Origin of the sequence: Bradyrhizobium sacchari (assembly GCF_002068095.1) — a bacterium.
In the GTDB taxonomy this organism is placed as follows: Bacteria; Pseudomonadota; Alphaproteobacteria; order Rhizobiales; family Xanthobacteraceae; genus Bradyrhizobium; species Bradyrhizobium sacchari.
In genome coordinates, this window is sequence record NZ_LWIG01000018.1 from 133,150 (window position 1) to 155,279 (window position 22,130).

General features: G+C 65.2%; 21 protein-coding genes. 7 read left to right on the top strand and 14 right to left on the bottom strand.

Features of this window, described 5'->3' with window-relative positions:
• The first annotated feature begins 210 nt into the window (after positions 1-210).
• Genes A5906_RS22835 through A5906_RS22860 form a run of 6 tightly spaced genes read left to right on the top strand, consistent with a single transcriptional unit; the run spans position 211 to position 6,393 of the window.
• Positions 211-1,389 carry an ROK family transcriptional regulator gene (locus tag A5906_RS22835; RefSeq protein ID WP_186465176.1) on the top strand — a complete coding sequence of 393 codons (1,179 nt, stop codon included), beginning with the start codon at positions 211-213 and terminating at the stop codon, positions 1,387-1,389.
• Between the two features lie 57 nt (positions 1,390-1,446).
• Complete coding sequence (locus tag A5906_RS22840; RefSeq protein WP_080137543.1) at positions 1,447-2,733, top strand: ABC transporter substrate-binding protein; 1,287 nt, start codon at positions 1,447-1,449, stop codon at positions 2,731-2,733.
• Positions 2,730-3,653, top strand: coding sequence for a carbohydrate ABC transporter permease (locus A5906_RS22845; protein ID WP_080137544.1), 924 nt, complete (start codon positions 2,730-2,732; stop codon positions 3,651-3,653). Before A5906_RS22840 ends, A5906_RS22845 begins: the two co-directional genes overlap by 4 nt.
• Positions 3,646-4,503 carry a carbohydrate ABC transporter permease gene (locus A5906_RS22850; protein WP_080137545.1) on the top strand — a complete coding sequence of 286 codons (858 nt, stop codon included), beginning with the start codon at positions 3,646-3,648 and terminating at the stop codon, positions 4,501-4,503. The genes A5906_RS22845 and A5906_RS22850 overlap by 8 nt, the downstream gene beginning before the upstream one ends.
• 10 nt (positions 4,504-4,513) lie before the next feature.
• Entirely contained in the window at positions 4,514-5,629 is a 1,116-nt protein-coding gene (locus A5906_RS22855) for an ABC transporter ATP-binding protein (protein WP_080137546.1), read from the top strand.
• Positions 5,626-6,393, top strand: a complete 768-nt coding sequence (locus tag A5906_RS22860) for an SDR family NAD(P)-dependent oxidoreductase (RefSeq protein WP_080137547.1) — start codon at positions 5,626-5,628, stop codon at positions 6,391-6,393. Before A5906_RS22855 ends, A5906_RS22860 begins: the two co-directional genes overlap by 4 nt.
• Here A5906_RS22860 and lpxB read toward each other — a convergent pair.
• From lpxB to lpxA, 3 genes are read right to left on the bottom strand one after another with little or no spacing between them, the layout of a single operon-like run.
• Complete coding sequence (gene lpxB / locus A5906_RS22865) at positions 6,390-7,568, bottom strand: lipid-A-disaccharide synthase (RefSeq protein ID WP_080137548.1); 1,179 nt, start codon at positions 7,566-7,568, stop codon at positions 6,390-6,392. The genes A5906_RS22860 and lpxB overlap by 4 nt on opposite strands.
• A complete protein-coding gene (locus A5906_RS22870) occupies positions 7,565-8,422 on the bottom strand; it encodes an LpxI family protein (RefSeq protein ID WP_080137574.1) in 858 nt (285 codons plus the stop codon). Before A5906_RS22870 ends, lpxB begins: the two co-directional genes overlap by 4 nt.
• A 19-nt stretch (positions 8,423-8,441) precedes the next feature.
• A complete protein-coding gene (gene lpxA, locus A5906_RS22875; RefSeq protein ID WP_080137549.1) occupies positions 8,442-9,233 on the bottom strand; it encodes an acyl-ACP--UDP-N-acetylglucosamine O-acyltransferase in 792 nt (263 codons plus the stop codon).
• A 176-nt stretch (positions 9,234-9,409) separates the two neighbouring features.
• On the opposite strand from lpxA, the gene A5906_RS22880 reads away from it, so the two are divergent.
• Positions 9,410-9,733, top strand: a complete 324-nt coding sequence (locus A5906_RS22880; protein WP_080137575.1) for a KTSC domain-containing protein — start codon at positions 9,410-9,412, stop codon at positions 9,731-9,733.
• A gap of 22 nt (positions 9,734-9,755) precedes the next feature.
• On the opposite strand, the gene fabZ is transcribed toward A5906_RS22880, so the two are convergent.
• The 11 genes from fabZ to A5906_RS22935 all read right to left on the bottom strand — a co-directional run bounded on the left by fabZ (position 9,756) and on the right by A5906_RS22935 (position 21,632).
• Positions 9,756-10,217 (bottom strand): 3-hydroxyacyl-ACP dehydratase FabZ, encoded by a 462-nt coding sequence (gene fabZ, locus A5906_RS22885; RefSeq protein ID WP_036010015.1) that lies wholly within the window; start codon positions 10,215-10,217, stop codon positions 9,756-9,758.
• Complete coding sequence (lpxD, locus tag A5906_RS22890) at positions 10,214-11,281, bottom strand: UDP-3-O-(3-hydroxymyristoyl)glucosamine N-acyltransferase (RefSeq protein ID WP_080137576.1); 1,068 nt, start codon at positions 11,279-11,281, stop codon at positions 10,214-10,216. The genes fabZ and lpxD overlap by 4 nt, the downstream gene beginning before the upstream one ends.
• 121 nt (positions 11,282-11,402) lie before the next feature.
• Complete coding sequence (gene bamA / locus A5906_RS22895; protein WP_080137550.1) at positions 11,403-13,964, bottom strand: outer membrane protein assembly factor BamA; 2,562 nt, start codon at positions 13,962-13,964, stop codon at positions 11,403-11,405.
• Positions 13,965-14,138: 174 nt separating this feature from the next.
• Complete coding sequence (rseP, locus tag A5906_RS22900) at positions 14,139-15,290, bottom strand: RIP metalloprotease RseP (RefSeq protein ID WP_080137551.1); 1,152 nt, start codon at positions 15,288-15,290, stop codon at positions 14,139-14,141.
• A 44-nt stretch (positions 15,291-15,334) separates the two neighbouring features.
• A complete protein-coding gene (gene dxr, locus A5906_RS22905; RefSeq protein WP_080137552.1) occupies positions 15,335-16,558 on the bottom strand; it encodes a 1-deoxy-D-xylulose-5-phosphate reductoisomerase in 1,224 nt (407 codons plus the stop codon).
• Positions 16,559-16,562: 4 nt separating this feature from the next.
• Positions 16,563-17,405, bottom strand: coding sequence for a phosphatidate cytidylyltransferase (locus tag A5906_RS22910; RefSeq protein ID WP_080137553.1), 843 nt, complete (start codon positions 17,403-17,405; stop codon positions 16,563-16,565).
• A complete protein-coding gene (locus A5906_RS22915; RefSeq protein WP_080137554.1) occupies positions 17,402-18,160 on the bottom strand; it encodes an isoprenyl transferase in 759 nt (252 codons plus the stop codon). The genes A5906_RS22910 and A5906_RS22915 overlap by 4 nt, the downstream gene beginning before the upstream one ends.
• Positions 18,161-18,170: 10 nt before the next feature.
• Positions 18,171-18,734: a ribosome recycling factor gene (gene frr / locus A5906_RS22920; RefSeq protein ID WP_057756077.1), complete on the bottom strand. Its 564-nt coding sequence runs from the start codon at positions 18,732-18,734 to the stop codon at positions 18,171-18,173.
• A 68-nt stretch (positions 18,735-18,802) separates the two neighbouring features.
• Complete coding sequence (gene pyrH, locus A5906_RS22925) at positions 18,803-19,519, bottom strand: UMP kinase (protein ID WP_080137577.1); 717 nt, start codon at positions 19,517-19,519, stop codon at positions 18,803-18,805.
• Positions 19,520-19,579: 60 nt separating this feature from the next.
• Positions 19,580-20,503: a translation elongation factor Ts gene (gene tsf / locus A5906_RS22930; protein ID WP_080137555.1), complete on the bottom strand. Its 924-nt coding sequence runs from the start codon at positions 20,501-20,503 to the stop codon at positions 19,580-19,582.
• A gap of 133 nt (positions 20,504-20,636) precedes the next feature.
• Positions 20,637-21,632, bottom strand: coding sequence for a 30S ribosomal protein S2 (locus A5906_RS22935; RefSeq protein ID WP_080137556.1), 996 nt, complete (start codon positions 21,630-21,632; stop codon positions 20,637-20,639).
• Positions 21,633-22,130: the final 498 nt, after the last annotated feature.

The window sequence follows — 22,130 nt, forward strand, 5'->3', positions numbered from 1 at the left end:
CCGCCGCTGGCGTCGTGTTGCCTGTCCTGGTCGACCCGGACAACCGCGTGCGGATCATCGTCGACGTCGCGCGCCTCTCCTGAGCCGTCATCGCACGCGCCGATCTTGCTGCCGCGCACAACAACAAGTCGGCGCATCGCGCCCGCAAACGCTTGACAGTCGAAACGCTCCGCGCGCAAATTCTTACACTAAGTAAGAATGACGACAGGGATGGAAATGCCGGAGCAGCCGAGAAGTCGGCGGCAGACGCGGGCTGCCATTTTGACTCATCTGCTTCAGTCGGGCGGCACGTTTCGGCCGCCTCTGGCCAAGGCGGTCCGCCTGTCCGAGGCCAGCCTGTCGCGTATTCTGTTTGACCTGAAGGCCGAAGGCCTGATCGAGGAAGTGCGGCGCCCCGCCCCTTACGTAGGTGGTCCCACGGCGCTCGTCTCACTCGATGGCTCGGTGGCACTCGCGGCCTTCGAGCTGAGCACGCAGCGGCTCAGCGTCGGAGTTGGCAGCCTGTCGGGCGAACTGCACTACACGGAGCACGTGCCGCTGCCGAAAAGGCCGACCGTCGAGTCCGTCGGCCGTGCGTTCCGCGAGGCCATGACGTTGCTGCGCGACTGGACGCGCCGCCGCCGCATCACCCTCGCGCAGATCGGCGTCTCCGTTCCTGGCCTCGGCCGGCTCAGCGTGTCGGGCAATCCGATCATCCCCTGCGACGTCGACCGCCTCCGCGACATGTTCGGCCAGACGTTCGCGGGCGTGCCGATCGATTTCACCAATTCGGTCGTCGCGCACGCCACCTTTCATCGCTGTCGCACGGAGAATTATCCCTTCAGCGGCACGCATCTGTTCGTGTTCGTCAGCCATGGCGTTGCCGGCGCCTGGATGGACGATCCTGCCGAGGCCGACGCCCTGCAACCGATCGAACTCGGCCACATGGTGTTCGGGCCGGATGGACCGCGCTGCCGCTGCGGACATCATGGCTGCGTCGAGGCCTACACGTCGCTGCAGGCCCTGGCCGAACTTCTTGGCGTTTCCGAGATCGAGTTGCTCCGGCTCGGCTACGAATGGGCCAACGCGATCCCGCTCTCGTCGCGCGTTCGCCAGGAGTTGCGCCGGCGGCTGTTCCGGCTCGGCCTTGCGATCGGCAATACGCTGAATGTGAAGCCTTGCGGCGGGGTCGCGATCAGTGGCTGGCCATCGCTGCTCGCCGAGGACGACCGCAAGGCAGTGATCGAGGGAATCGACGCCTGCCTGCTGGGCGGTCGCAAATTGGCGCAGGTGTCTCTCGCCTTCGTGCCGCCCTCGACCGGCAACGATCCGCAGGCCGCGCTGGCCTTCGCCGCCTTCTGCCTCGCCAGAAGCGGCGGCATGCCCGCAGCATCGACGGAGGCGGCCTGACATGCCCTGAGCCGCGCGGTCTGCACGCGCCACAAATTCACACCGGGAGGAACTGCCATGCCGATCACAACAACAAGGCGTCGTCTGCTCGCAGGATCTGCTGCCGCGCTCGCACTGCCGGCATTTGCCCGCGCGCAAGGCGCAGTCAAGCCGCGCCTGACCGCGATCTCGCAATGGTCCGCTGGCAGCGACGGGGCGGCGATCACGGCGCTCGGCAAGAAATTCGAGGAGAAGGGCGGGGTCTGGCAGCACTCGCCGGTTCCCGGCTTCACCACCGAGATGATGAACAAGTTGCGCGCCCAGATCATCGCCGGCGATCCCCCGGCTTGCTCGCAACTCAAGGGCCCGGAGATCGCGGCCTGGTCGAAGATCGCCCCGACCGTCGACCTCGACGCCGTCGTCGCGGCCGCCGGTTACGAAAAGGTCGTGGCTCCAGACCTTGCCAAATTGCACAAGCCTGCAGGCAAGTGGATTGCGCTGCCGTTGCAGATCTACAGCACCAACATGCTGTTCCTGTCCAAGCGCGCGATGGACAAGGCCAAGGCCGACAAGGTCCCCGTCACTTGGGCCGAGTTCAATGATCTCGCCGAGAAGATGAAAGCGGGCGGCGTCGCATATCCCGTCGCCAACGGCGGCACCCGACCCGATGACGGGCAGAAGTTCGAGGCCGCCTTGGCCGGGATCAGTCCAGCCGTGTACCGCACGGCCATCATGACTCTCGACGAGAAGGCCCTGAAGGCCCCCGAGATCACGGCTGCCTTCGTGCAGGTCCGCAAGATCGCCGACTGGATGGACCCGAACGTCGGCGCCCAGCATTTCTCGACCAATTTAAAGCGCTTCGTCGACGGCGACATGGGCATGATGATCATGGGCGGATGGGCGCAGGGCGTGCTGCGCAATGCCGGATTCAAGTTCGAGGACTTCATGATCGCCCCGGGCCCAAGCGACAATGGCAAGCCGGTCTTCCTGTTGAACGCCGATGCTTTCATCTTCTGGCAGCGCAAGGAGCCCGATCTGCAGGCGGGTCAGACCTTGATGGCCCAGCTCGTCATGGATCCGGCGATCCAGACGATGTACTCGCAGATCACGGGATCGATCCCCGTGCGCACCGATGTCGATCTGTCCGGTGAAGGCTGGTCGGACGGTCAACGGCGGACAGCAGCAGCTCTGAAAGAGGCGATCGCCAGCAATCAGGCCGTTCTCAGTCTTGCGCACAACATGGCGCAGGAGAACGGCATGACCGCGGCGATGATCGACGTGATCACGGAGTATGTGAAGAACAAGACGATCAAGCCGGAGCAAGCGGCCACACGCCTCGCCGAGGCCGTCGAGAGCGCGCGTTGACCATCGCCGCCTCGACAGGACGGGGCCGGCCGGCGACTTCCGAGGTGGTTCGCCGGCTGCCCGAAATTCTGACGATCTGGGTGCCGCTGCTGTTGTCCGCCGCGCATCTCATTGCGTTCTCGCTGTGGACGATCTGGATATCGTTCACACCATCCACCCTCGTCCCTGTTGCGGGCTGGGTGGGTTTGCGCAACTATTCCGCGGTCGCGGCCTCGCGGAACTGGCAGATCGCCCTCGACAATCTGCTGCTGTTTGGCAGCGCCTTCGTGCTGCTCAGCCTGGCGACCGGCCTCATCCTCGCCATCCTGCTCGATCAGCGCATTCGCGGCGAGAATTTGTTGCGCTCCATCTTCCTCTATCCCCTGGCGGTGTCGTTCGTGGTCACCGGCACGGTCTGGAGCTGGCTGCTCAATCCCGGCCTTGGAATCCAGAAGCTGGTCCACGACCTCGGCTGGACCGCGTTCCGGTTCGACTGGCTGATCGACCGCGACATGGCGATCTGGACGATTGTCATCGCTGCGATCTGGCAATCCTCCGGGTTTGCCATGGCGCTCTTCCTTGCCGGCCTTCGCTCGGTCGATGCCGACCTGATCAAGGCCGCGCAAATCGACGGCGCCGGGGCGATCAGGATGTACCGGCGCGTCATCCTGCCGACGCTCTGGCCGATCACCATCACCGTCATCGTGATCCAGCTGCAGTTCGCGATTTCGACCTTCGACCTCGTTCGCGCGCTCACCAATGGCGGGCCCGGTATCGCGACGCAGCTGCCGGCCCTCGTCGTCTATGACCTGATGTTCCAGCGCAGCCTGCTCGGACGCGGAGCGGCGGCGGCGGTCCTGATGCTGCTCATCCTTCTCGCCGTTCTGCTGCCCTATGCAGCGTGGCGTTACATCCAGCGGCGGCGAGCGATCCATGCGTGACCGGACCTTCGCGCCAAGCCGGATTCTAATCTACCTCATCGTTTCGCTGGTCGCCGCAGCATGGCTCGCGCCCTTGGCTGTCGTCGTGCTGAATTCGCTCCGGGCCAACGAGGAGATCGCGCAGGGCTCGATGATCGGCTGGCCGCAGCACCTGGCCTGGAGCAACTACGCCGCCGCCTGGAATGGTTTCTGCGTCGCCGAAACCTGCGCCGGTATCCGGCCGTACATGCTGAACTCCGCCCTCGTGACCATCCCCGCGACCATCCTTTCCACCCTGCTCGGCGCGATCGCCGGTTACGCGGTTTCGCTCTGGCGCTTTCGCGGCGACAGCTGGATCTACGGTATCGTCACGCTCGGCATCTTCCTGCCGCAGCAGATGCGCTTGCTGCCCTGGACCATCGTGCTGCGAGATACGGGCCTGATGAACACGCTGACCGGCCTGGTCGTGATCCACACCATCCAGGGCCTCTCCTTCACCACCCTGTTCTGCCGGAACTATTACGTTGCAATCCCGCAGGAATTGATCAGGGCTGCGCGGATCGATGGCGCAGGGTTCTTTCGCATTTTCTGGCGCATCATCCTGCCACTCTCGCCGCCGATCCTGGTCGTCACCGTGATCTGGCAGTTCACGCATATCTGGAACGAGTTTCTCTACGGCGTGACATTCACGACCGGTCAGCAGCAGCCGGTCACCGCCGCGCTGATCGCGCTCTCCGCCGGGGTCGCCGATATCCCGCAGCATGGCGTGCAAAGCGCCGCGGTGATGATCGCCGCCCTGCCGACCCTGCTGATCTACCTGATCGGCGGCAAGTACTTCGTGCGAGGCCTCACTGCCGGGGCCGTGAAATGATGAGGCCGTCATGGCAGCCCTGAGCATTCGCGCCCTGTCGAAGCGTTACGCCAATCTGGAGGTGCTGAAGGGCATCGATCTCGACATCGAGAGCGGCGAGTTCACCGTGCTGGTCGGACCATCCGGCTGCGGCAAGTCCACGCTGCTCAACATTGTCGCCGGGCTCGACCGTCCGAGCGCAGGCACCGTCGAAATCGGCGGGCGCGTGGTCAACGACGTCCCGCCGAAGGACCGCGACATCGCCATGGTGTTCCAGTCCTACGCGCTCTATCCCTCGATGACGGTACGCCAGAACATCACGTTCGGCATGGAGTGCCGGCACGTGCCGAAGGCCGAGCAGGAGAAGGCGGTCGCGAACGTTGCAAAACTGCTCCAGATCGAACCCCTGCTCGGCCGCAAGCCGTCGCAACTGTCCGGCGGCCAGCGCCAGCGCGTGGCGATGGGCCGGGCGCTGGTGCGCGATCCCCTGCTCTTCCTGTTCGACGAGCCGCTCTCCAATCTCGATGCCAAGCTGCGTGTCGAGATGCGGATGGAGATCAAGCGGCTGCATCAGCGCATCGGCGCCACCATCGTCTACGTCACCCACGACCAGATCGAGGCGATGACAATGGCGACCCGCATCGCCGTGATGCACCGCGGTGTGGTTCAGCAGTTCGCCGACCCCGACACCGTGTATCGCTATCCCGCCAATCTGTTCGTCGCCCGTTTCATGGGCTCGCCGCCGATGAATACGATGCGGGCACGACTCCAGGCAGATGGCAGCGGCCCGGTGGTTGTGATCGGCGCCGGGCGGCCGGACGAGGTGCGTCTGCACCTGCAGGACTATGATGCCGCTACATCCTATGTCGGCCGCGAGGTGGTGCTCGGAATCAGGCCGGAATGCATCGCCGAGGGGGACCGCGCATTTTCCGGCGCGAGCGGGCCGCCAGTCGTCGTCACCGCGCCGGTCGAGATGGTCGAACCCACGGGGGCCGAGACCATCGTCCTGCTGCGGCTTGGCGGCGAGCCCGCGCAGGCGCGCGTCTCGCCGGACGTCCGACCCGCGCCGGGCACCTCTGCCCCCTTTGCGCTCGACACCCGCCGCCTTTGCTTGTTCGACCCCGAGACGGAGCGACTGATCGCATGACCAAGACGAACTATGCCGGCCTCGCGGACCGCGTGGTGCTGATCACCGGTGGCGCCAGCGGCATCGGTGCCGCCTTCGTGCGCGCCTTCGCTGCTCAGGGCGCCCACGTGGCGTTCCTCGACATCGACGAAGCCGCCGGCAGCGCGCTGGTCACGGAGGTCGCCGCCGCGTCCGGCACGGCGCCGCTGTTCGCGCCCTGCGATCTCCTCGACATCGACGCCTTGCGCGGCGCGATGGCAGAGGTGCATCGAAAGCTCGGCGACGCCGCGGTGCTCGTCAACAACGCCGCCAACGACCAGCGCCAGGTGCTCGCGGAGGTGACGCCCGCCGAGTTCGACTGGACGATCGGCGTCAACCTGAAGCACGTCTTCTTTGCTGCTCAAGCCGTGGTCCCGCAGATGCAGGCGCGCGGCGGCGGCTCGATCATCAACATGTCGTCGATCGCCTGGATGCGCGGCGCCCCGGCGCTGCCGGTCTATGCCGCCGCGAAGGCGGCCATCGTCGGCTTCACCAACTCGCTGGCGCGGTCGGTCGGCCCCGACCGCATCCGGGTCAACGCGATCGCGCCCGGCATGGTGATCACCGAACGCCAGCGAAGGCTGTGGTATCCGGACGAGCGGGTCATCGCCGAGTTTCGCACCCGTCAGGCCATTCCCGATGCGGTGACGCCTGAGGACATCGCCCGGATGGCGCTGTTTCTCGCATCCGACGAGAGCCAGCGGATCACAAGCCAGTGTTTTCGGGTGGACGGCGGTTTGGCCTAGCGCCGCCCCTTCCGCATCGTGGCGAGCACAACGTCGGCGGCGAGTACGCTTGGCGACTTATTACCTGTCGACATGAGCTGATCGAGCCGGGCGAAGGCTTCGACCTGCCGCTGCCGCAGCGGCGTGTCGGTCAGCACCTCGGACAGCGCCAGCGCGAGCTTCTCCGGCGTGCAGTCCTCCTGCAAATACTCCGGAATGACATCCTCGCCGATCACGAGATTGGCGAGGATCACCGAGGAGACGCGGATCGCGCGGCGCAGGATGAAGGCCTCGATCGCACCGACACGATAGGCCGTCACCATCGGAATGCCCGACAGCGCAAGCTCGAGCGTCACCGTGCCGGACTTCGCCAGCGCGGCATGCGCGATGCGGAAGGCGGCGCGCCTCTCGGCCTCGCCGATCACGATCTGCGGCTTCACCGGCCAGCTCACGATGCCTTCGCGCACAGCTGCTTCGAGATGCGGCATGGTCGGCAGCATCAATTCGAAGGCGCGGCCCTCCGCCTGCAAGCGGCCGAGCGCCGCGCCAAACATCTCGAGATGATGCCGGATCTCGCTGCGTCGGCTGCCGGGCAGCACCAGCAGCACCGGCGGCTCACCGTCCCGGCGCTTCTGCTCTTCCACATTCGGCCGCAGCGAGGACAATTGCTCGATCAGGGGATGGCCGACATAGCTGCAGGGCGGACCGCCAAGCTTGCGGTATTCCTCCGGCTCGAACGGCAGGAGGCCGAGCACGTGATCGACATAGCCGAGCATGGTCCGCGCCCGGCCCGGCCGCCAGGCCCAGAGCTGCGGCGAAACGTAGTCCACGACCGGGATCGCAGGATTGCGCGCACGCACGCGGCGGGCGACGCGATGGGTAAAGTCGGGACTGTCGATGATGACGAGCGCGTCCGGCGCGGCCTCAGTCACGGCGTCGACGGTCTGGCGGATCAGCCGCAGGATTTTCGGTAGTTGTTGCACCACCGCGGCGAAACCGACGATCGACAGCTCCTCGATCGGAAACAGCGTCTCCAGCCCCTCTCGCGCCATGGTGCGGCCGCCGACGCCGACGAATTGCACGCCGTCGCCGAGACGCTGGCGCAGCACCTTCATCAGGGCCGAGCCGAGCCGGTCGCCGGATTCCTCCGTGGCGATCAGGAAAACCTTCCGCTTGGGATCGCGGGTCTGCATCATTTGGGAAGGCCGATGATGAAGAGATATCTGGCGTCGGCAAGCGCGATCATCGCCTGCGGCTCGGCGGCAATCGTGTTGCCGGCGATGACGGCAATGCCGGCAAGGCCGGCCTTCGCGACACCCTCGATGGTGCGCGGGCCGATGGTCGGCAGGTCGAAGCGCAGATCCTGGCCGCTCTTCGGTGTCTTCACCAGCACGCCGCGACCGGTGGCGGCGCGGATACGCCCTTCCTCGCGCAGGCGCGCGATGCGCGCGAGCAGCGCGTCGGTGCCCTCGATGTCCTCGACCGCGACCACATGGCCGTCGATCACGACCGCGGCCTGACCGATGTCGAACGGACCGAGTGCCGTCAGCACCGCGCGCCCGCGTTCGATATCGCCCTTGGCATTGTCATTCGGCCATGCACGGCTGATGCAGCCCTCGGGCATCAAGAGGTCAGGTGCGACATCCTTGATGCCGACCATGCGAAAGCCGTCCTGCTCGAGGATGCGGCCGACACCGGAGAGAAGATGGTCGTCGCCGCCGCGAAAGGCGCGGATGACGTTGCCGAGCAGGCGCAGCGTCTTGAGGTCGAACCGGATCTCGGACAACGAGGGCCGCACCAGGGTGCCGATGAAGATCAGGTCGCGGCAGCCCTCCTCGCGAAACAGCCGCATCGCACGGCCGAGCTGGCCGACCGAGATCCAGCGGTGGCGGAACTTCTCCACCCGCGCCGGATCGCAGGCCCCGCGCAACGGAAACAGCACCGGCGTGATGCCGCGTGCGGCCAGCGAGTCGGCGACCGCGAACGGCATCGCGCCGCCGCCGGCGACCACGCCGACCGGCGATGAAATCTCCGGAGCCGCCGGTGTCATGTCCGCGGCCATCGCAGCTTCACTTTTCGATGGCAGGAAGACAGAGTGGGCGCTTGCCCTTGCCGATGAAGCCGAGAATCTCGGCAATCGCCGGATCCTCGCCGGCGAGCGGCCGCACCGCCTCCAGTCGCTCGGCGAACGTGCCCGCGCCGTGGAAGAGCTTCTGGTAGAAGCCGCGCACGGTCGCAAGCCGCTGCTTGGTGAACTTGCGCCGCTTCATGCCGATCAGGTTGAGGCCCTCGAGCACCGCATACTGGCCATTGACCAGCCCGAACGGAATGATGTCGTCGCGTACGCCGCAGACGCCGCCGACCATCACCTGCGGCCCGATGCGGGTAAACTGGTGCACGGCGGACAGGCCGCCGATGAAGACGAAGTCGCCGATCTCGCAGTGACCGCCGAGCGTCGCCGAGGTCGCGAAGATCACGTCGTTGCCGACATGGCAGTCATGACCGACATGGCTGCAGTTCATGAAGTAGCCACGGTCACCGATCGTGGTGATGCCACCGCCGGCGACGGTACCAGCGTTCATGGTGACGGACTCGCGGATGGTGCAGCCCGAGCCGATCTCAAGCTTCGTCAGCTCGCCCCGATAGCTGAGCGACTGCGGCGGCGTGCCGAGCGAGGCGAAGGGATAGATCGTGCAATCGTCGCCGATGGTGGTCTGCGCCGTGACGTGTACATGCCCGATCAGCTTGCAATTCGCGCCGATCACGACATTCGGGCCAATGATGCAGAAGGGTCCGATCTCGGTGCCCTCGCCGATCACGGCGCCGTCTGCGACCCGTGCGGTGGGATCAATCTTGCTCATCAAGCAATCTAACTCGTCAAGAAGGTCTGATTATGTGTTGAAGTCGCTTGGTTTTCCGGTGGTTAGCGCGACTATGCCCGATCTGTCCAGTGACGTATGATCTCGGCCTGTTTCAAGTGCCCGACGAAGCGGCCCTTCCGGCCCTTCAACTTGTTCATGTGGAGCTTGAGGTTGTCATGGTCAGGGCTCTGGCGCTTCTGCTCGCGCAGCTCGCGGCGGCCCCGGTCGTCTCCGAGACGGTCGAGACCGGCGAGCGTCATCTCGTCGATCTCGGGACATTCGAATGCCGCGACATCACCCGGAGCACGGTGCTTCAGCGGGTCTGTTACGATTCCACGCGGCAGGACCTCGTCGTCGCGGCGGGCGGCACCTATGACCGCTATTGCGGCGTGACGCCCGATACGGTCGAGCGCCTCCTCGACGCACCGTCGATGGGCCAGTTCTTCAACCAAAATATCAGGCGCGAGGCGGCCGGCAGCCGCTATGACTGCCACGTGTGAATCCGTTCACGCAGTGGGTCCCTCAGTCCGTCAGCATGGCGCCGACATCGGCCTCCGCAACCACCTGGCCGTTGACCTTGGCGTCGCCGTGAAACCACCACATGGTCTTGCGGCGGCCGAGCGAGCGCATGTGATACTCGATGGTATCGCCGGGTAGCACGGGCTTGCGGAATTTGCACTTGTCGATGGTGAGGAAATACACCGCGCGCGGCTTCTCCGTGCCCTCGACCGATTTGATACCGATCACGCCGGCCGTCTGCGCCATAGCCTCGATCATCATGACGCCGGGATAGACCGGGCGCTCGGGGAAATGCCCCTGGAAGGCGGGCTCGTTGAAGGTGACGTTCTTGATGCCGATGCCGCTGTAATCGGCGCGGATGTTGATCACGCGATCGATCAGCAGCATCGGAAAGCGGTGCGGCAGCGTCTGGAGGATCGCGTTGATGTCCACCAGCTCGAATTTAACAGGTGATTCCGCCGTCATTCCCGTCCCTCGTCCTTCGGATCGGCCTTGCTGTCGCGTACCAGACGCTCCACCGCGATGATCTCCTTGAACCATTGTTTGGTCGGCTTGGCGAAGTGCCCGCCCCAGCGGCCGCCCGGCGGAATGTCGTCCTTGACCGCGCTCATCGCGGTCACCTGGGCTCCATCGCCGATCTTGAGGTGATTGTTGATGCCCACCTTCGCTCCGAGCGCCACGTTGTCGCCGATGGTCAAGCTGCCGGCGAGGCCGATCTGGGCCGCCAGCAGGCAGTGCCGTCCGATGGTAACATTGTGGCCGATCTGGACCTGATTGTCGATTTTGGTCCCCTCGCCGATGACCGTATCGCGCAAGGACCCGCGGTCGATCGTGGTGTTGGCGCCGACCTCGACATCGTTCTGAATCAGCACGCGCCCGGTCTGGGGCACCTTCAGATGGCCCTCCGGGCCGAAGAAGATGAAACCGTAGCCGTCCTGGCCGATCGAGCAGCCAGGATGGATCAGGACGTTGTTGCCGATCAGCGCGCACTGGATCGCGGTGCGGGCACCGACATTGCAGTCCCGCCCGATCTTGACGCCGGGGCCGATCACGGCGCCGACGCCGACCACCGTGCCGGTGCCGATCTCGACCTCCGCCCCGATTACCGCCAGCGGCTCGACGATCACGCCGTCCTCGAGCCGGGCCGTGGGATCGATGATGGCCGACGGGGCGATGCCGTCATTGCCGGTCCAGGATTGCGGCCTCAGCGCGTCCGCGTGCCACTCGCGCGCGATCCTGACGAAGGCGCGGAACGGCTGCGCCACGCGCAGCACGGCCACATTGGCCGGCACCTCGGCCTCGAAGCGCGGACTGACCAGGCATGCACCCGCCCTGGTTGCCTTGAGCTGATCGACGTATTTTAGGTTGTCGAAGAATGCCAGATGCATGGGGCCGGCTTCGTCGAGCGAAGCCAGACCCGTGATGACATGGCCACCCCTTGCTGGGTCAACCAGTTGCGCCTTGGTCAGCGTGGCAATGTCGGCCAGCGCTGTGGCAGGCGGCTTTTTGAAGAAGGTCGACTGCGCCATTCCACCCCGTCGCGGTCCGGCTTCGGCATGAAGCGGCTCGGCCGCATCATGCCCCATCTCTTGGATTGGCACGATCTTTTTGGAGACCGGCCCAGCGGGGCCGGATGCCCTGCTGACTAGATTAGAACGAGGTGCCGCCGCCGAACCGGAACTCCTGCGTGCGGTCATACTTGCCCTTCGTCAACGGCACCGCGTAGTCGAAGCGCAGCGGACCAAACGGCGACTGCCAGATCAGGCCAACGCCGACAGACGACCGAACGCTATTACCGTTGTCGTACACCAAGCCGGTACAAGTTCCAGCCGTAGCCGGATTGACGGTCGACGGCACGCAATTCGAATTCCTGGTCGTGGTCACTTCGTTGGTCACCGACCACGTCGTCGGACCCTGATAGTCGAACAGGCCGCCGGCGTCGGCGTACACAGCGCCCTTCAGACCCACTTCCTTCGGCAGGAACCAGAACGGCATCTGCAATTCAAGCGAAGCGCCCCAATATTTGGTGCCGCCGAGCGCGTCCTGCGTGCCGAAGGGGTTCAAGTCGCGCGGGCCAATGCCGTTCGGGGCAAAACCGCGGACGAGGTTGGGCCCCATCTGGAAGTGATCGAGCATGCGCAGGTCGCTGCTGCCGATCTTGTTCAGGACACCGCCTTGGAGGTGCACAACGCTGACGATGTCGGACACCAGCGGGGTGTAGTACTTCGCATCGGCGACGGTCTTCAGATAGGAGACATCGCCACCGACGCCGGCGAAGTCCTGGCGGAAGTCGATGAGCAAGCCATCGGTGGGGTTCTTGTTGTTGTCCAGCGTGTTGTAGCTGAGCGTGTAGCCGACCGCCGAGGTCAGGGTCTTGCCGTTGGCCAGTTCCTTGCGGACCGGCAGCGAGGCTTCGCCGTCGGCGTAGCAACCAAGGCCGTTGGTGGCTGCGAAGTTAAAACCGCTACTCGCAATATCCGCCGCGCCTTGCGGTGTGTTGGCATATGCAGGCGACGGGTTAAACACCCCCGAATTAACGAAGTTGTTACAGTTCGCCAGCGTGTACGGCAGCGTGATTTCCTGCCGATAGATCGAGTAACGCACCTGCAGCGCCAGGTCTTCACGCAAGGAGAAGCCGAGGCGCGGCGAGAAGCCGAGCGTCTTGGTACCGTAGGAGATGTAGCTGTTGGACTTCTGCTCACGCTGATAGAGGTCGAGGCCCAGCGCGACACGGTAGTCGAGCAGATAGGGCTCGACGAACGACAGCGAATAGCCGCGCGCGTACTGGCCGTAGGTCACCGACGCCTTCGCGAACAGACCGCGGCCAAGCAGGTTGCGCTCGGAGACCGACACTTCGGCCAGCGCACCGTCGGTCGTGGAATAGCCGCCCGAGATCGAGAAGTCGCCGGTCGATTTCTCTTCCATGTCGACGATCAGGATGACGCGGTCGCTCGAGGAACCGGGCTCCGTCGTGATCTTGACGCTCTTGAAATAGTCGAGGTTCTTCAGGCGCCGTTCGGCGCGATCGACCAGCGCGCGATTGTAGGCATCGCCCTCGGAAATGTCGAACTCGCGACGAATGACGTAGTCGCGCGTGCGGGTGTTGCCACGCAGATTGATGCGCTCGATATAGGTGCGCGGGCCCTCGTCGATGTTGAACACGACGGACACCGTGTGCGCCTCGAAATTGCGGTCGCCGCCGGGACGGACCACGGCGAAGGCATAGCCGCGGCGCGATGCTTCGATCTGCATCTCCTCGACCGACTTCTCGACCGATTCGACGTTGTACAGCGAGCCGACATTGACGCGCGAATAGCCCCGCATCGACGACGGATCGAAGTTCGGAATGCTGGTGCGGAAATCGACCGCGCCGACGCGATACTGCGAGCCTTCCTCGATCTTGAAGGTGACGTTGAAGCCCTTCTTCTCCGGATCGTATTCGGTGAGCGCGGCCACGACCTGGACGTCGGCGTAGCCGTTCTTCAGATAGAAGCGGCGGAGCAGATCGCGGTCGGCCTCGACACGATCAGGATCGTAGATGTCACCGCTGGCAAGGAAGCTGAGAAGGTTCGATTCGCGCGTCTTGATGACGTCGCGCAGGCGGTAGGACGAGAACGCGACGTTGCCGACGAAATCGATCGACTTCACGCCGGTCTTGGCGCCTTCCACGATCGTGAAGATAAGGTCGACGCGGTTGTTCGGCTGCTCGATGATTTCGGGCGTGACGCGCACGTCGTAGCGGCCGGACCGGCGATAGATCTCGGCGATTCGCAGCGTGTCGGACTGCACCATGGCGCGGGAGAAGGTTCCGCGCGCCTTGGACTGGACCTCGGCCTGGAGCTGTTCGTCCTTGATCTTCTTGTTGCCCTCGAAGGCAATGCGCCCGATCACCGGGTTTTCCACCACGGAGACGACGATCTGGCCGCCGGGGCCGCGATTGATCCTGACGTCCTGGAACAGGCCGGTCTCGATCAGCGCCTTGAGGCCGTCATCGATGGCGCCCTGATCCAGGCGACCGCCCGGGCCCGGCTTGAAATAGGAGCGGATCGTCTCCACCTCGACACGGCGATTTCCCTCGACGGAAATCGACTGGACGGTCTGAGCAAGCGCAGACGAAGACACAAAAACAGCCCCGACCGGGGCAACCACCGGCGCGCCGAACATGATCAGGGTTGCGAGCAAGCCCCCCCGGAGTCGCAGTCCAAACTTCATGCGCAACGCGCCCTTATCATTCCGTGCCAGACCCACCCCAACGCCGGTCTGGAGATTCCCCAAGTTCAGGCCGCTTGTAGCCAATTTCGCCGACGCCGCAAACGGCCGAAAGCGCCGTGATTTCAATTTCATTCCAGGACGTTGCTCAACAGCAACGCCACAAAAAAGCCCCTATCAGGAAGCTGCCATCCGGAGGATGTCGTTGTAGGTGGCAAACACCATCAACATCAGCACCAAACCCAGCCCGATTCGGAACCCCATCTCCTGCGTCCGCTCGGACAAGGGCCGGCCGCGAACCACCTCGGCTGCGTAGAACATAAGGTGACCGCCATCGAGCAGAGGGATCGGGAACAGATTCAACAGACCGATCGACACCGACAGCACGGCGCAGAGGTTGATCACGAACTGGAACCCGGCGCTGGCCGCCTGCCCCGACATCTTCGCGATGCCAAGGACACCGCTGACCTCGTTCGGGTTACCGTTCCCGACAAACAGCGAGCCCAGGAACTTGAAGGTGCTGGTGATGATGAACCAGACCTGCTCCACCCCGATCTTGAGTGCTTCGCCGACCCCGACCGGTGCCGTCGAAGCCTCCCCAGCCTGCGATTTATGCTCGACGCCGAGCACGCCAACACGGTGGCTGTTCCCGAACGGATCCTTGCGCTCGAGGAGCGCCGGGGTCGCGGTCAGCGACACGATGGCGCCGTCACGCTTCACCTGGAACGCAAGAGCCGAACCCGCATTCATCGCAACGATTCGCTGCATGTCAGCAAAGCTCTCGATCGGCTTGCCGTCGATCTGGACGACGACGTCCCCAATCTTGAAACCGGCCGCAGCCGCGGCACCATCGGCGACGACGCCGTCGACGCGCGCGATCGTGCTCGGCTTGCCGTAGTACAGGGCCATGCCGGCGAAGATCAGCGCGCCCAGAATGAAATTGGCGATCGGTCCAGCGGCCACGATGGCCGCGCGCGGGCCAACCTTCTTGTGGTGGAAGCTGCCGGCGCGCTCCTCGGCCGTCATGGCGGCAAGCGTCTCGGCCGACGGGGTCGAGGCCTCGCTCTCGTCGCCGAAGAACTTGACGTAGCCGCCCAGCGGGATCGCCGAGATCTTCCAGCGGGTGCCGTGGCGATCGTTGAAACCAACCAGCTCAGGTCCGAAGCCGAGCGAGAAGGTCAACACGCGAACGCCCGCCCAGCGCGCGACCAGGAAATGGCCGAGCTCGTGGAAGAACACGACGATGGTCAGGACGAACAGGAAGGGAACCGCGTAGCCGAGGAGCCCATGGCTCAACGCATTGAAACTATGGACGAAAAAGTCGATCATCGATTTCCCTCACCCAGCGCCGCAAGGCCCTGGCCCCGAACCAACTAGGATGCCTTTAAGGCAATTTGAGGCAATAGGGCGGCGGCTCTATTTCGAGCAACATGGTCAACAGAAATTGCATCGTCGGCGGACGTCAGGGGCGCCTGGTTGCCGCCGCGGATCCAGTCATCAAGCGTCGCCTCGACCAGCCGTGCAATCGCGCCGAACCGGATCTTGCCGGCGATGAACGCGGCGACGGCGACCTCATTGGCGGCATTGTAGACCGTGGTGGCCCCCTTCCCGGTCCGGAGCGAATCGTAGGCTAGCCGCAGTCCCGGGAACCGCTCGAAGTCCGGCGCCTCGAAGGTGAGCTGGCCGATCTTGGCAAGGTCCAGCTTGGCCGCCGGACCCTTGATGCGATCGGGCCAGCCGAGGCAGTGCGCGATCGGCGTGCGCATGTCGGGCGCGCCGAGCTGGGCCATCACCGAGCGGTCGGAGAATTCGACCATGCCGTGAATGATCGACTGCGGATGCACCAGGACGTCGATCTCGTCGGGCGAGAGGGCGAACAGATAGGACGCCTCAATCACCTCGAGGCCCTTGTTCATCATCGAGGCGGAATCGATCGTGATCTTCTGGCCCATGCTCCAGTTCGGATGCTTGAGCGCCTGTTCGAGCGTCGCCTGCTCGATGTCGGCGGGCTTCCAGGTCCGGAACGGGCCGCCCGAGGCCGTGATGATGACGCGGACAAGCTCGTCGCGATTGCCCGAGGCGAGCGCCTGGAATAGCGCGTTATGCTCGGAATCCGCAGGCAAAATACAGGCGCCGGCCTTCGCCGCGCGCTGCATGAAGAAATCGCCGGCGCAGACGAGGCACTCCTTGTTGGCGAGTGCGACATGCACGCCGCGATCGACCGCGGCGAGAGCCGGCTTCAGCCCGGCGGCACCGCTGACGGCCGCCATCACCCAATCTGCCGGGCGCGCACCTGCCTCGATCACCGCGCTTTCGCCGGCGCCGCATTCAGTGCTCGTTCCCGCAAGGAGAGCCTTGAGCTGGCCGAGCTTCGAGCCATCCGCGATCGCCACGAAGCGCGCGTTGAATTCCTTCGCGAGCTTGGCCAAGGCTTCGACATTGCCGTTTGCCGTCAAGGCCTCGACGCGGTAGCGCTCGGGCGATGCGCGCAGCAGATCCATCGTGCTGTCGCCGATCGAGCCGGTGGCACCGAGGACTGTGACGCTGCGAATGTCGGACGCAGCAAGCCTGTTATTACGCAAGGGAACGGCGCTCATATCCTCACCAAACCATAAGACCGCTTCCGGCGCTATGCACACCGTGCCGGAGAAAGCCGATAAACCAAGCCGCCAGGATGGCGGCAACAAAGCCGTCCAGGCGGTCCATAAGCCCGCCATGGCCGGGAATTAAGTGACTGGAATCCTTGACACCGAACCGCCGCTTCACCGCGGATTCAAAGAGGTCGCCGGCTTGCGACACCACCGACAGCGCGGCGCTGACCAGCAGCAACGGAACCGCCCTTCCGACCCCGCAAGCCGCAAAGCCGGCGGCGACCGCAAGGCTGGCGGCAAAGCCGCCCAGCGCTCCGGCCCAGGTCTTCTTCGGGCTCACCCGCGGCCACAATTTCGGTCCGCCGATGCCACGGCCGGCGAAATAGCCGCCGATATCGGTCGCCCAGACCACGAGCAGCACGAACATCAGTGCGGCGAAGCCGTTGACGAGATCCTTCCGCACCAGGATCGAGGCCAGCAGCGCCGCCGACGCATAGGCAAAGCCGGTGGCCGCCCATAGGAACTTGCCGCGCGCGATCAGCGTCACGATCGCACCGCCGACGCAGCCAACGATGACGGCCGTCTTGAGCGCGCCGGCGGCAACGCACAAGCCCATCATGGCAATGACGATGGTCCCTGCCCCGGTCAGAGCTGTCGATCCCGCACCCACCACCATCAGCCATTCCGCGAACAGCCCGATCGAGACAAGGGTGACGAGAAGCGCCCACAACCAGCCACCGGCGTAAGCGATCGCGATGGTCAGCGGCGCCAGCACCAAGGCTGCGAGGACCCGCAGCACGAGATTGCTGGGGGCAGGCTTGGCGCCCGCCGGTGCGGTGTCGGACTCGCTCACGAGGCGGTTTTCGCGACCAGGCCGCCGAAACGGCGCTCGCGCCTGGCGAATTCGGCGATCGCACTTTCCAGCGCCGCCTTGTCGAAATCGGGCCAGTGGATCGGCACGAAGACGAGCTCGCTATAGGCCGCCTGCCACATCAGGAAATTCGAGAGGCGCTGCTCGCCGCTGGTGCGGATGATGAGATCGGGATCGGGAATGTCGGGCGCATCGAGATGCGCGCCAAGGGTCTCGGCGTCGATCGTGGCGGGGTCTCGCTTACCTTCCGCGACTTCGCGCGCCAGCTTCTGCGCCGCCTTCGCGATCTCCTGCCGCGAGCCGTAATTGAAGGCGACGACGAGCGTGAGGCGCGTGTTGTCGCGCGTCAGCTCCTCGGCCTCGTTGAGCAGCGCGCAGATGTCGCCTTCGAGCCCGTCGCGCTCGCCGATGATGCGGACCTTGACGCCGTCGCGATGCAGGCTCGCCAGATCGTTGCGAATGAAGCGACGGAGCAGACCGAAGAGATCGCCGATCTCGCTCGCCGGACGCGACCAGTTCTCCGACGAGAAGGAGAAGATGGTGAGATAGCGGATGCCGAGCTCGTGTGAGGCGCGCACCACGCGGCGCAGCGCCTCGACGCCGCGGCGATGCCCCTCTGCACGCGGCAGGCCGCGCGCGGCCGCCCAACGCCCATTGCCGTCCATGATGATGGCGACATGCGCGGGCGCCTCGGACCGGTCGGGTCCGTCCGTAGCGGGCGCGGCGGCGTTGGACATGGAGGCAGCCTTAAACAGTCAGGATTTCTTTTTCCTTGGCGGCCAGCAGCTGATCGATCTCGGCGATGGTGCCGTCGGTCGCCTTCTGCACCTCGTCGGCGTGACGCTTCTGGTCGTCCTCCGACATCTCGTGATTCTTCTCGAGCTTCTTCAGGACGTCGAGACCGTCGCGGCGGACGTGGCGCGCGGCGACCTTGGCGGCTTCGGCGTATTTATGCGCAACCTTTACCAGCTCCTTGCGCCGCTCCTCGTTGAGCTCGGGGATGCGCAGGCGCAGCACCTGGCCCTCGGTCGCGGGCGACAGGCCGAGATTGGAATCGACGATCGCCTTTTCCACCGCCTTGACCATCGACTTGTCCCAGACCTGCACCGAGATCAGGCGCGGCTCGGGCACGCTGACAGTGGCGAGCTGATTGAGCGGCATGTGGCTGCCATAGGCGTCGACCTGCACGGGATCGAGCATCGAGGCCGAGGCGCGGCCTGTGCGCAGACCGCCAAGCTCGTGCTTGAGCGAGGCGACGGCGCCCTGCATGCGGCGCTTCACTTCGTTGAGGTCGAAATTACCCGTGGCCATCACGTTTCTCCTTCAAAATCCCGGCGACCTCACCGCGGCCTCCCGTTGAGGGCGCGGCAGCTGAGCCGTCAGCCGGCGACGATGGTTCCGTGGCCGGTGCCACGGAGAATCGCACCGATCGAGCCCGGCTCCGCGATCGAGAACACGATGATAGGCAGCGCCGTCTCGCGGGCAAGCGCGAAGGCGGTCGCATCCATCACCTTGTAGCCGCCCTCGATCGCCTGCGAATGCGTCAGCCGATCGAACCGCGTGGCGCTCGGATCCTTCTTCGGGTCGGCCGAGTAGACGCCGTCGACATTGGTCGCCTTCAGGACCGCTTGCGCGCCGATCTCGGCCGCGCGCAACACCGCCGTGGTGTCGGTGGTGAAGAACGGATTGCCGGTTCCGCCGCCGAGCAGCACGATTCGGCCTTCGGCGAGGTATTTGTGCGCCGCAGCGCGGGTGAACAGCTCGGAAATCTCGGGCATCACGAAGGCAGACAAAGTGCGTGCCGGCGTGCCCTTGCGCTCGATCGCCGCCTCCAGCGCGAGGCAGTTCATCATGGTGGCGAGCATGCCCATGGTGTCGCCGGTGGTGCGCGAGACCCCCCGGGAGGAGACCTCGACGCCGCGGACCATGTTGCCGCCGCCGATGACCACCGCGACCTCGGTGCCGAGATGGCGGGCTGCGATCAGATCGTCCGCAACCCGGTCGACAGTCGGCTGATCGATGCCAAACCCCTGCTGTCCCGCGAGATATTCGCCGGACAGCTTGATCACGACGCGACGATAGACCGGATCAGTCATGAGCACTTTCCTTGTCCGGGCGCCGCTTCCGGCGGCACGCCGGAAGGAACGTTCCGGCGCTTACTTCTTGCCGCTGGCCGCCGCGACCTCGGCCGCGAAGTCGCTTTCCTGCTTCTCGATTCCCTCACCGAGAGCATAGCGCACAAAGCCGGCGATCTTCACCGCGCCGCCGACCTTACCCTCGGCTTCCTTCACCGCCTGCGCCACCGACTTGCCGGTGTCGTGGATGAAGGCCTGCTCGAGCAGGCAGACTTCCTTGTAGTAGGTCTTCAGGCCGGACTCGACGATCTTCTCGATCACGTTCTCGGGCTTGCCCTGCTGACGGTACTTGTCGGCGAGCACGTCTTTTTCGCGCTTGACGACGGCCGGATCGAGGCCGGACGGATCGAGAGCCAGCGGATTGGCGGCCGCGACATGCATCGCGATCTGACGGCCGAGGGCGGCGAGCTCGTCGGCCTTGCCCGGCGATTCGAGCGCAACGAGCACGCCCATCTTGCCGGCACCGTCGATGACCGCACCGTGGACGTAGTGCGAAACCACGCCCTGCTTCACCTCGAGGGCGGCGGCGCGGCGCAGCGTCATGTTCTCGCCGATGGTGGCGATCGCGTCATTGATGGCGGCTTCGATCGTGACCTCGCCGACCTTGGCGGCCTTGATCTTCTCGACATCGGCGCCGGCATCGAAGGCGACCTGGGCGATCATCTTGACGAGGCCCTGGAACTGGCCGTTGCGCGCGACGAAGTCGGTCTCGGAATTGACCTCGACCACGACGCCCTTGGTGCCCTTGGTGAGCGCGCCGATCAGGCCTTCGGCCGCGACGCGGCCAGACTTCTTGGCGGCCTTCGACAGGCCCTTCTTGCGCAGCCAGTCCTGGGCCGCTTCCATGTTGCCGTCGTTCTCGGTGAGCGCGGCCTTGCAGTCCATCATGCCCGCGCCAGTCGACTCGCGCAGGTCCTTGACCATCGCAGCTGTGATCGTTGCCATCGTTGAAAATCCTTTGTGCCTGCCGGTTTGCCGCGGCGTGGCATCCAATCGCCCCGCCGCGGTCCATCTCAGGAATTCGCGTCAACTGAAATGGTGGCCGGATCCTATCCGGCCAACCCATCGCTCTTTTTGACTATTCCGCTTCCGCGGTCAGCGCCTTGGCCTTGGCCACCCAGGCATCCGCGCGGCTCGGCAGACCGACTTCTTCGCCGATCGTGTGCGCGGTGTCGTGGTCGAGCTCGGCGAGCTGCCAGTAGTGGAAGATGCCGAGGTCGTTGAACTTCTTCTCGATCGCGCCCGACACGCCCGGGAGCTTCTTGAGATCGTCGGCCGTGCCGCGGGGACCAGCAAGGCCCTGGAAGCCGCTCGAGGACGCCGCCGGCAGCTCTTCGGCGACCGGGCGGACCGAGGCACCGATGTCGACGCCCGAATCGCCCTGGGCGCGCGAGATGCCGTCGATCGCCGCACGCGCGATCAGATCGCAATACAGCGAGATGGCGCGGCCGGCGTCGTCATTGCCGGGGACCACATAGGTGATGCCCTTCGGATCCGAATTGGTGTCGACGATCGCGGCGACCGGGATATTGAGGCGCTGGGCCTCCTGGATCGCGATGTCTTCCTTGTTGGTGTCGATCACGAAGATCAGGTCGGGCAGACCGCCCATGTCCTTGATGCCGCCGAGCGAGCGGTCGAGCTTGTCGCGCTCGCGCTGAAGCGTCAGGCGCTCCTTCTTCGTGTAGGAATTGGCTTCGCCGCCCGAGAGCACGTCGTCGAGGTGACGCAGGCGCTTGATCGAGGCCGAGATCGTCTTCCAGTTGGTCAGCGTGCCGCCGAGCCAGCGCGAATTGACGAAATACTGCGCGCAGCGCTTGGCGGCATCAGCGACGCCGTCCTGCGCCTGGCGCTTGGTGCCGACGAACAGGATGCGGCCGCCCTTGGCCACCGTGTCGCTGACGGCCTGGAGGGCCTGATGCAGCATCGGCACGGTCTGGGCGAGATCGACGATGTGGATGTTGTTGCGGGTGCCGAAAATGAACGGAGCCATTTTCGGATTCCAGCGGTGAGACTGGTGACCAAAGTGCACGCCAGCTTCGAGCAGCTGACGCATAGTGAAATCGGGCAGTGCCATCGTTCTAATTCTCCGGTTGGTTCCTCCGGAAACGTGTGAGCAAAACGGAGCGTTCTCGCCCCGGCTGCCACCGGACGGCCTTGTGAGCCATGTTTCCGTGTGAGATGGCGCGCTCTATAGCGCAATTTCGGCCAGAAGCAAGAAAATAAGGGCCTATCCGGGCGGTTTTCGCCCGCGAAAGGCCCCTACTCCGTCAATCCTGGCCTGCCATTTAGCACTTCGGCTGGTTGGGCGGGCACTTCTTGGCGGCGGCCGGCGGGGCCGCCGGGCGTGGCGGAGGTGGCGGAGGCGGCGCCGGACGCGGCGGCGGGGCCACGGCCACCCGTGGCGGTGGCGGGGGCGGAGCCGGCCGGGCCACCGGCGGAGGTGGCGGTGCGGGCCGGGCCGCAGCAACGGGCGGCGGAGCGGGTCGCGGTGGCGGAGGTGCAGCCATCCTCGGCGGCGGAGGCGCGGCCATCCGCGGCGGAGGGGCGGATACGCGCGGCGGAGGTGGCGGCG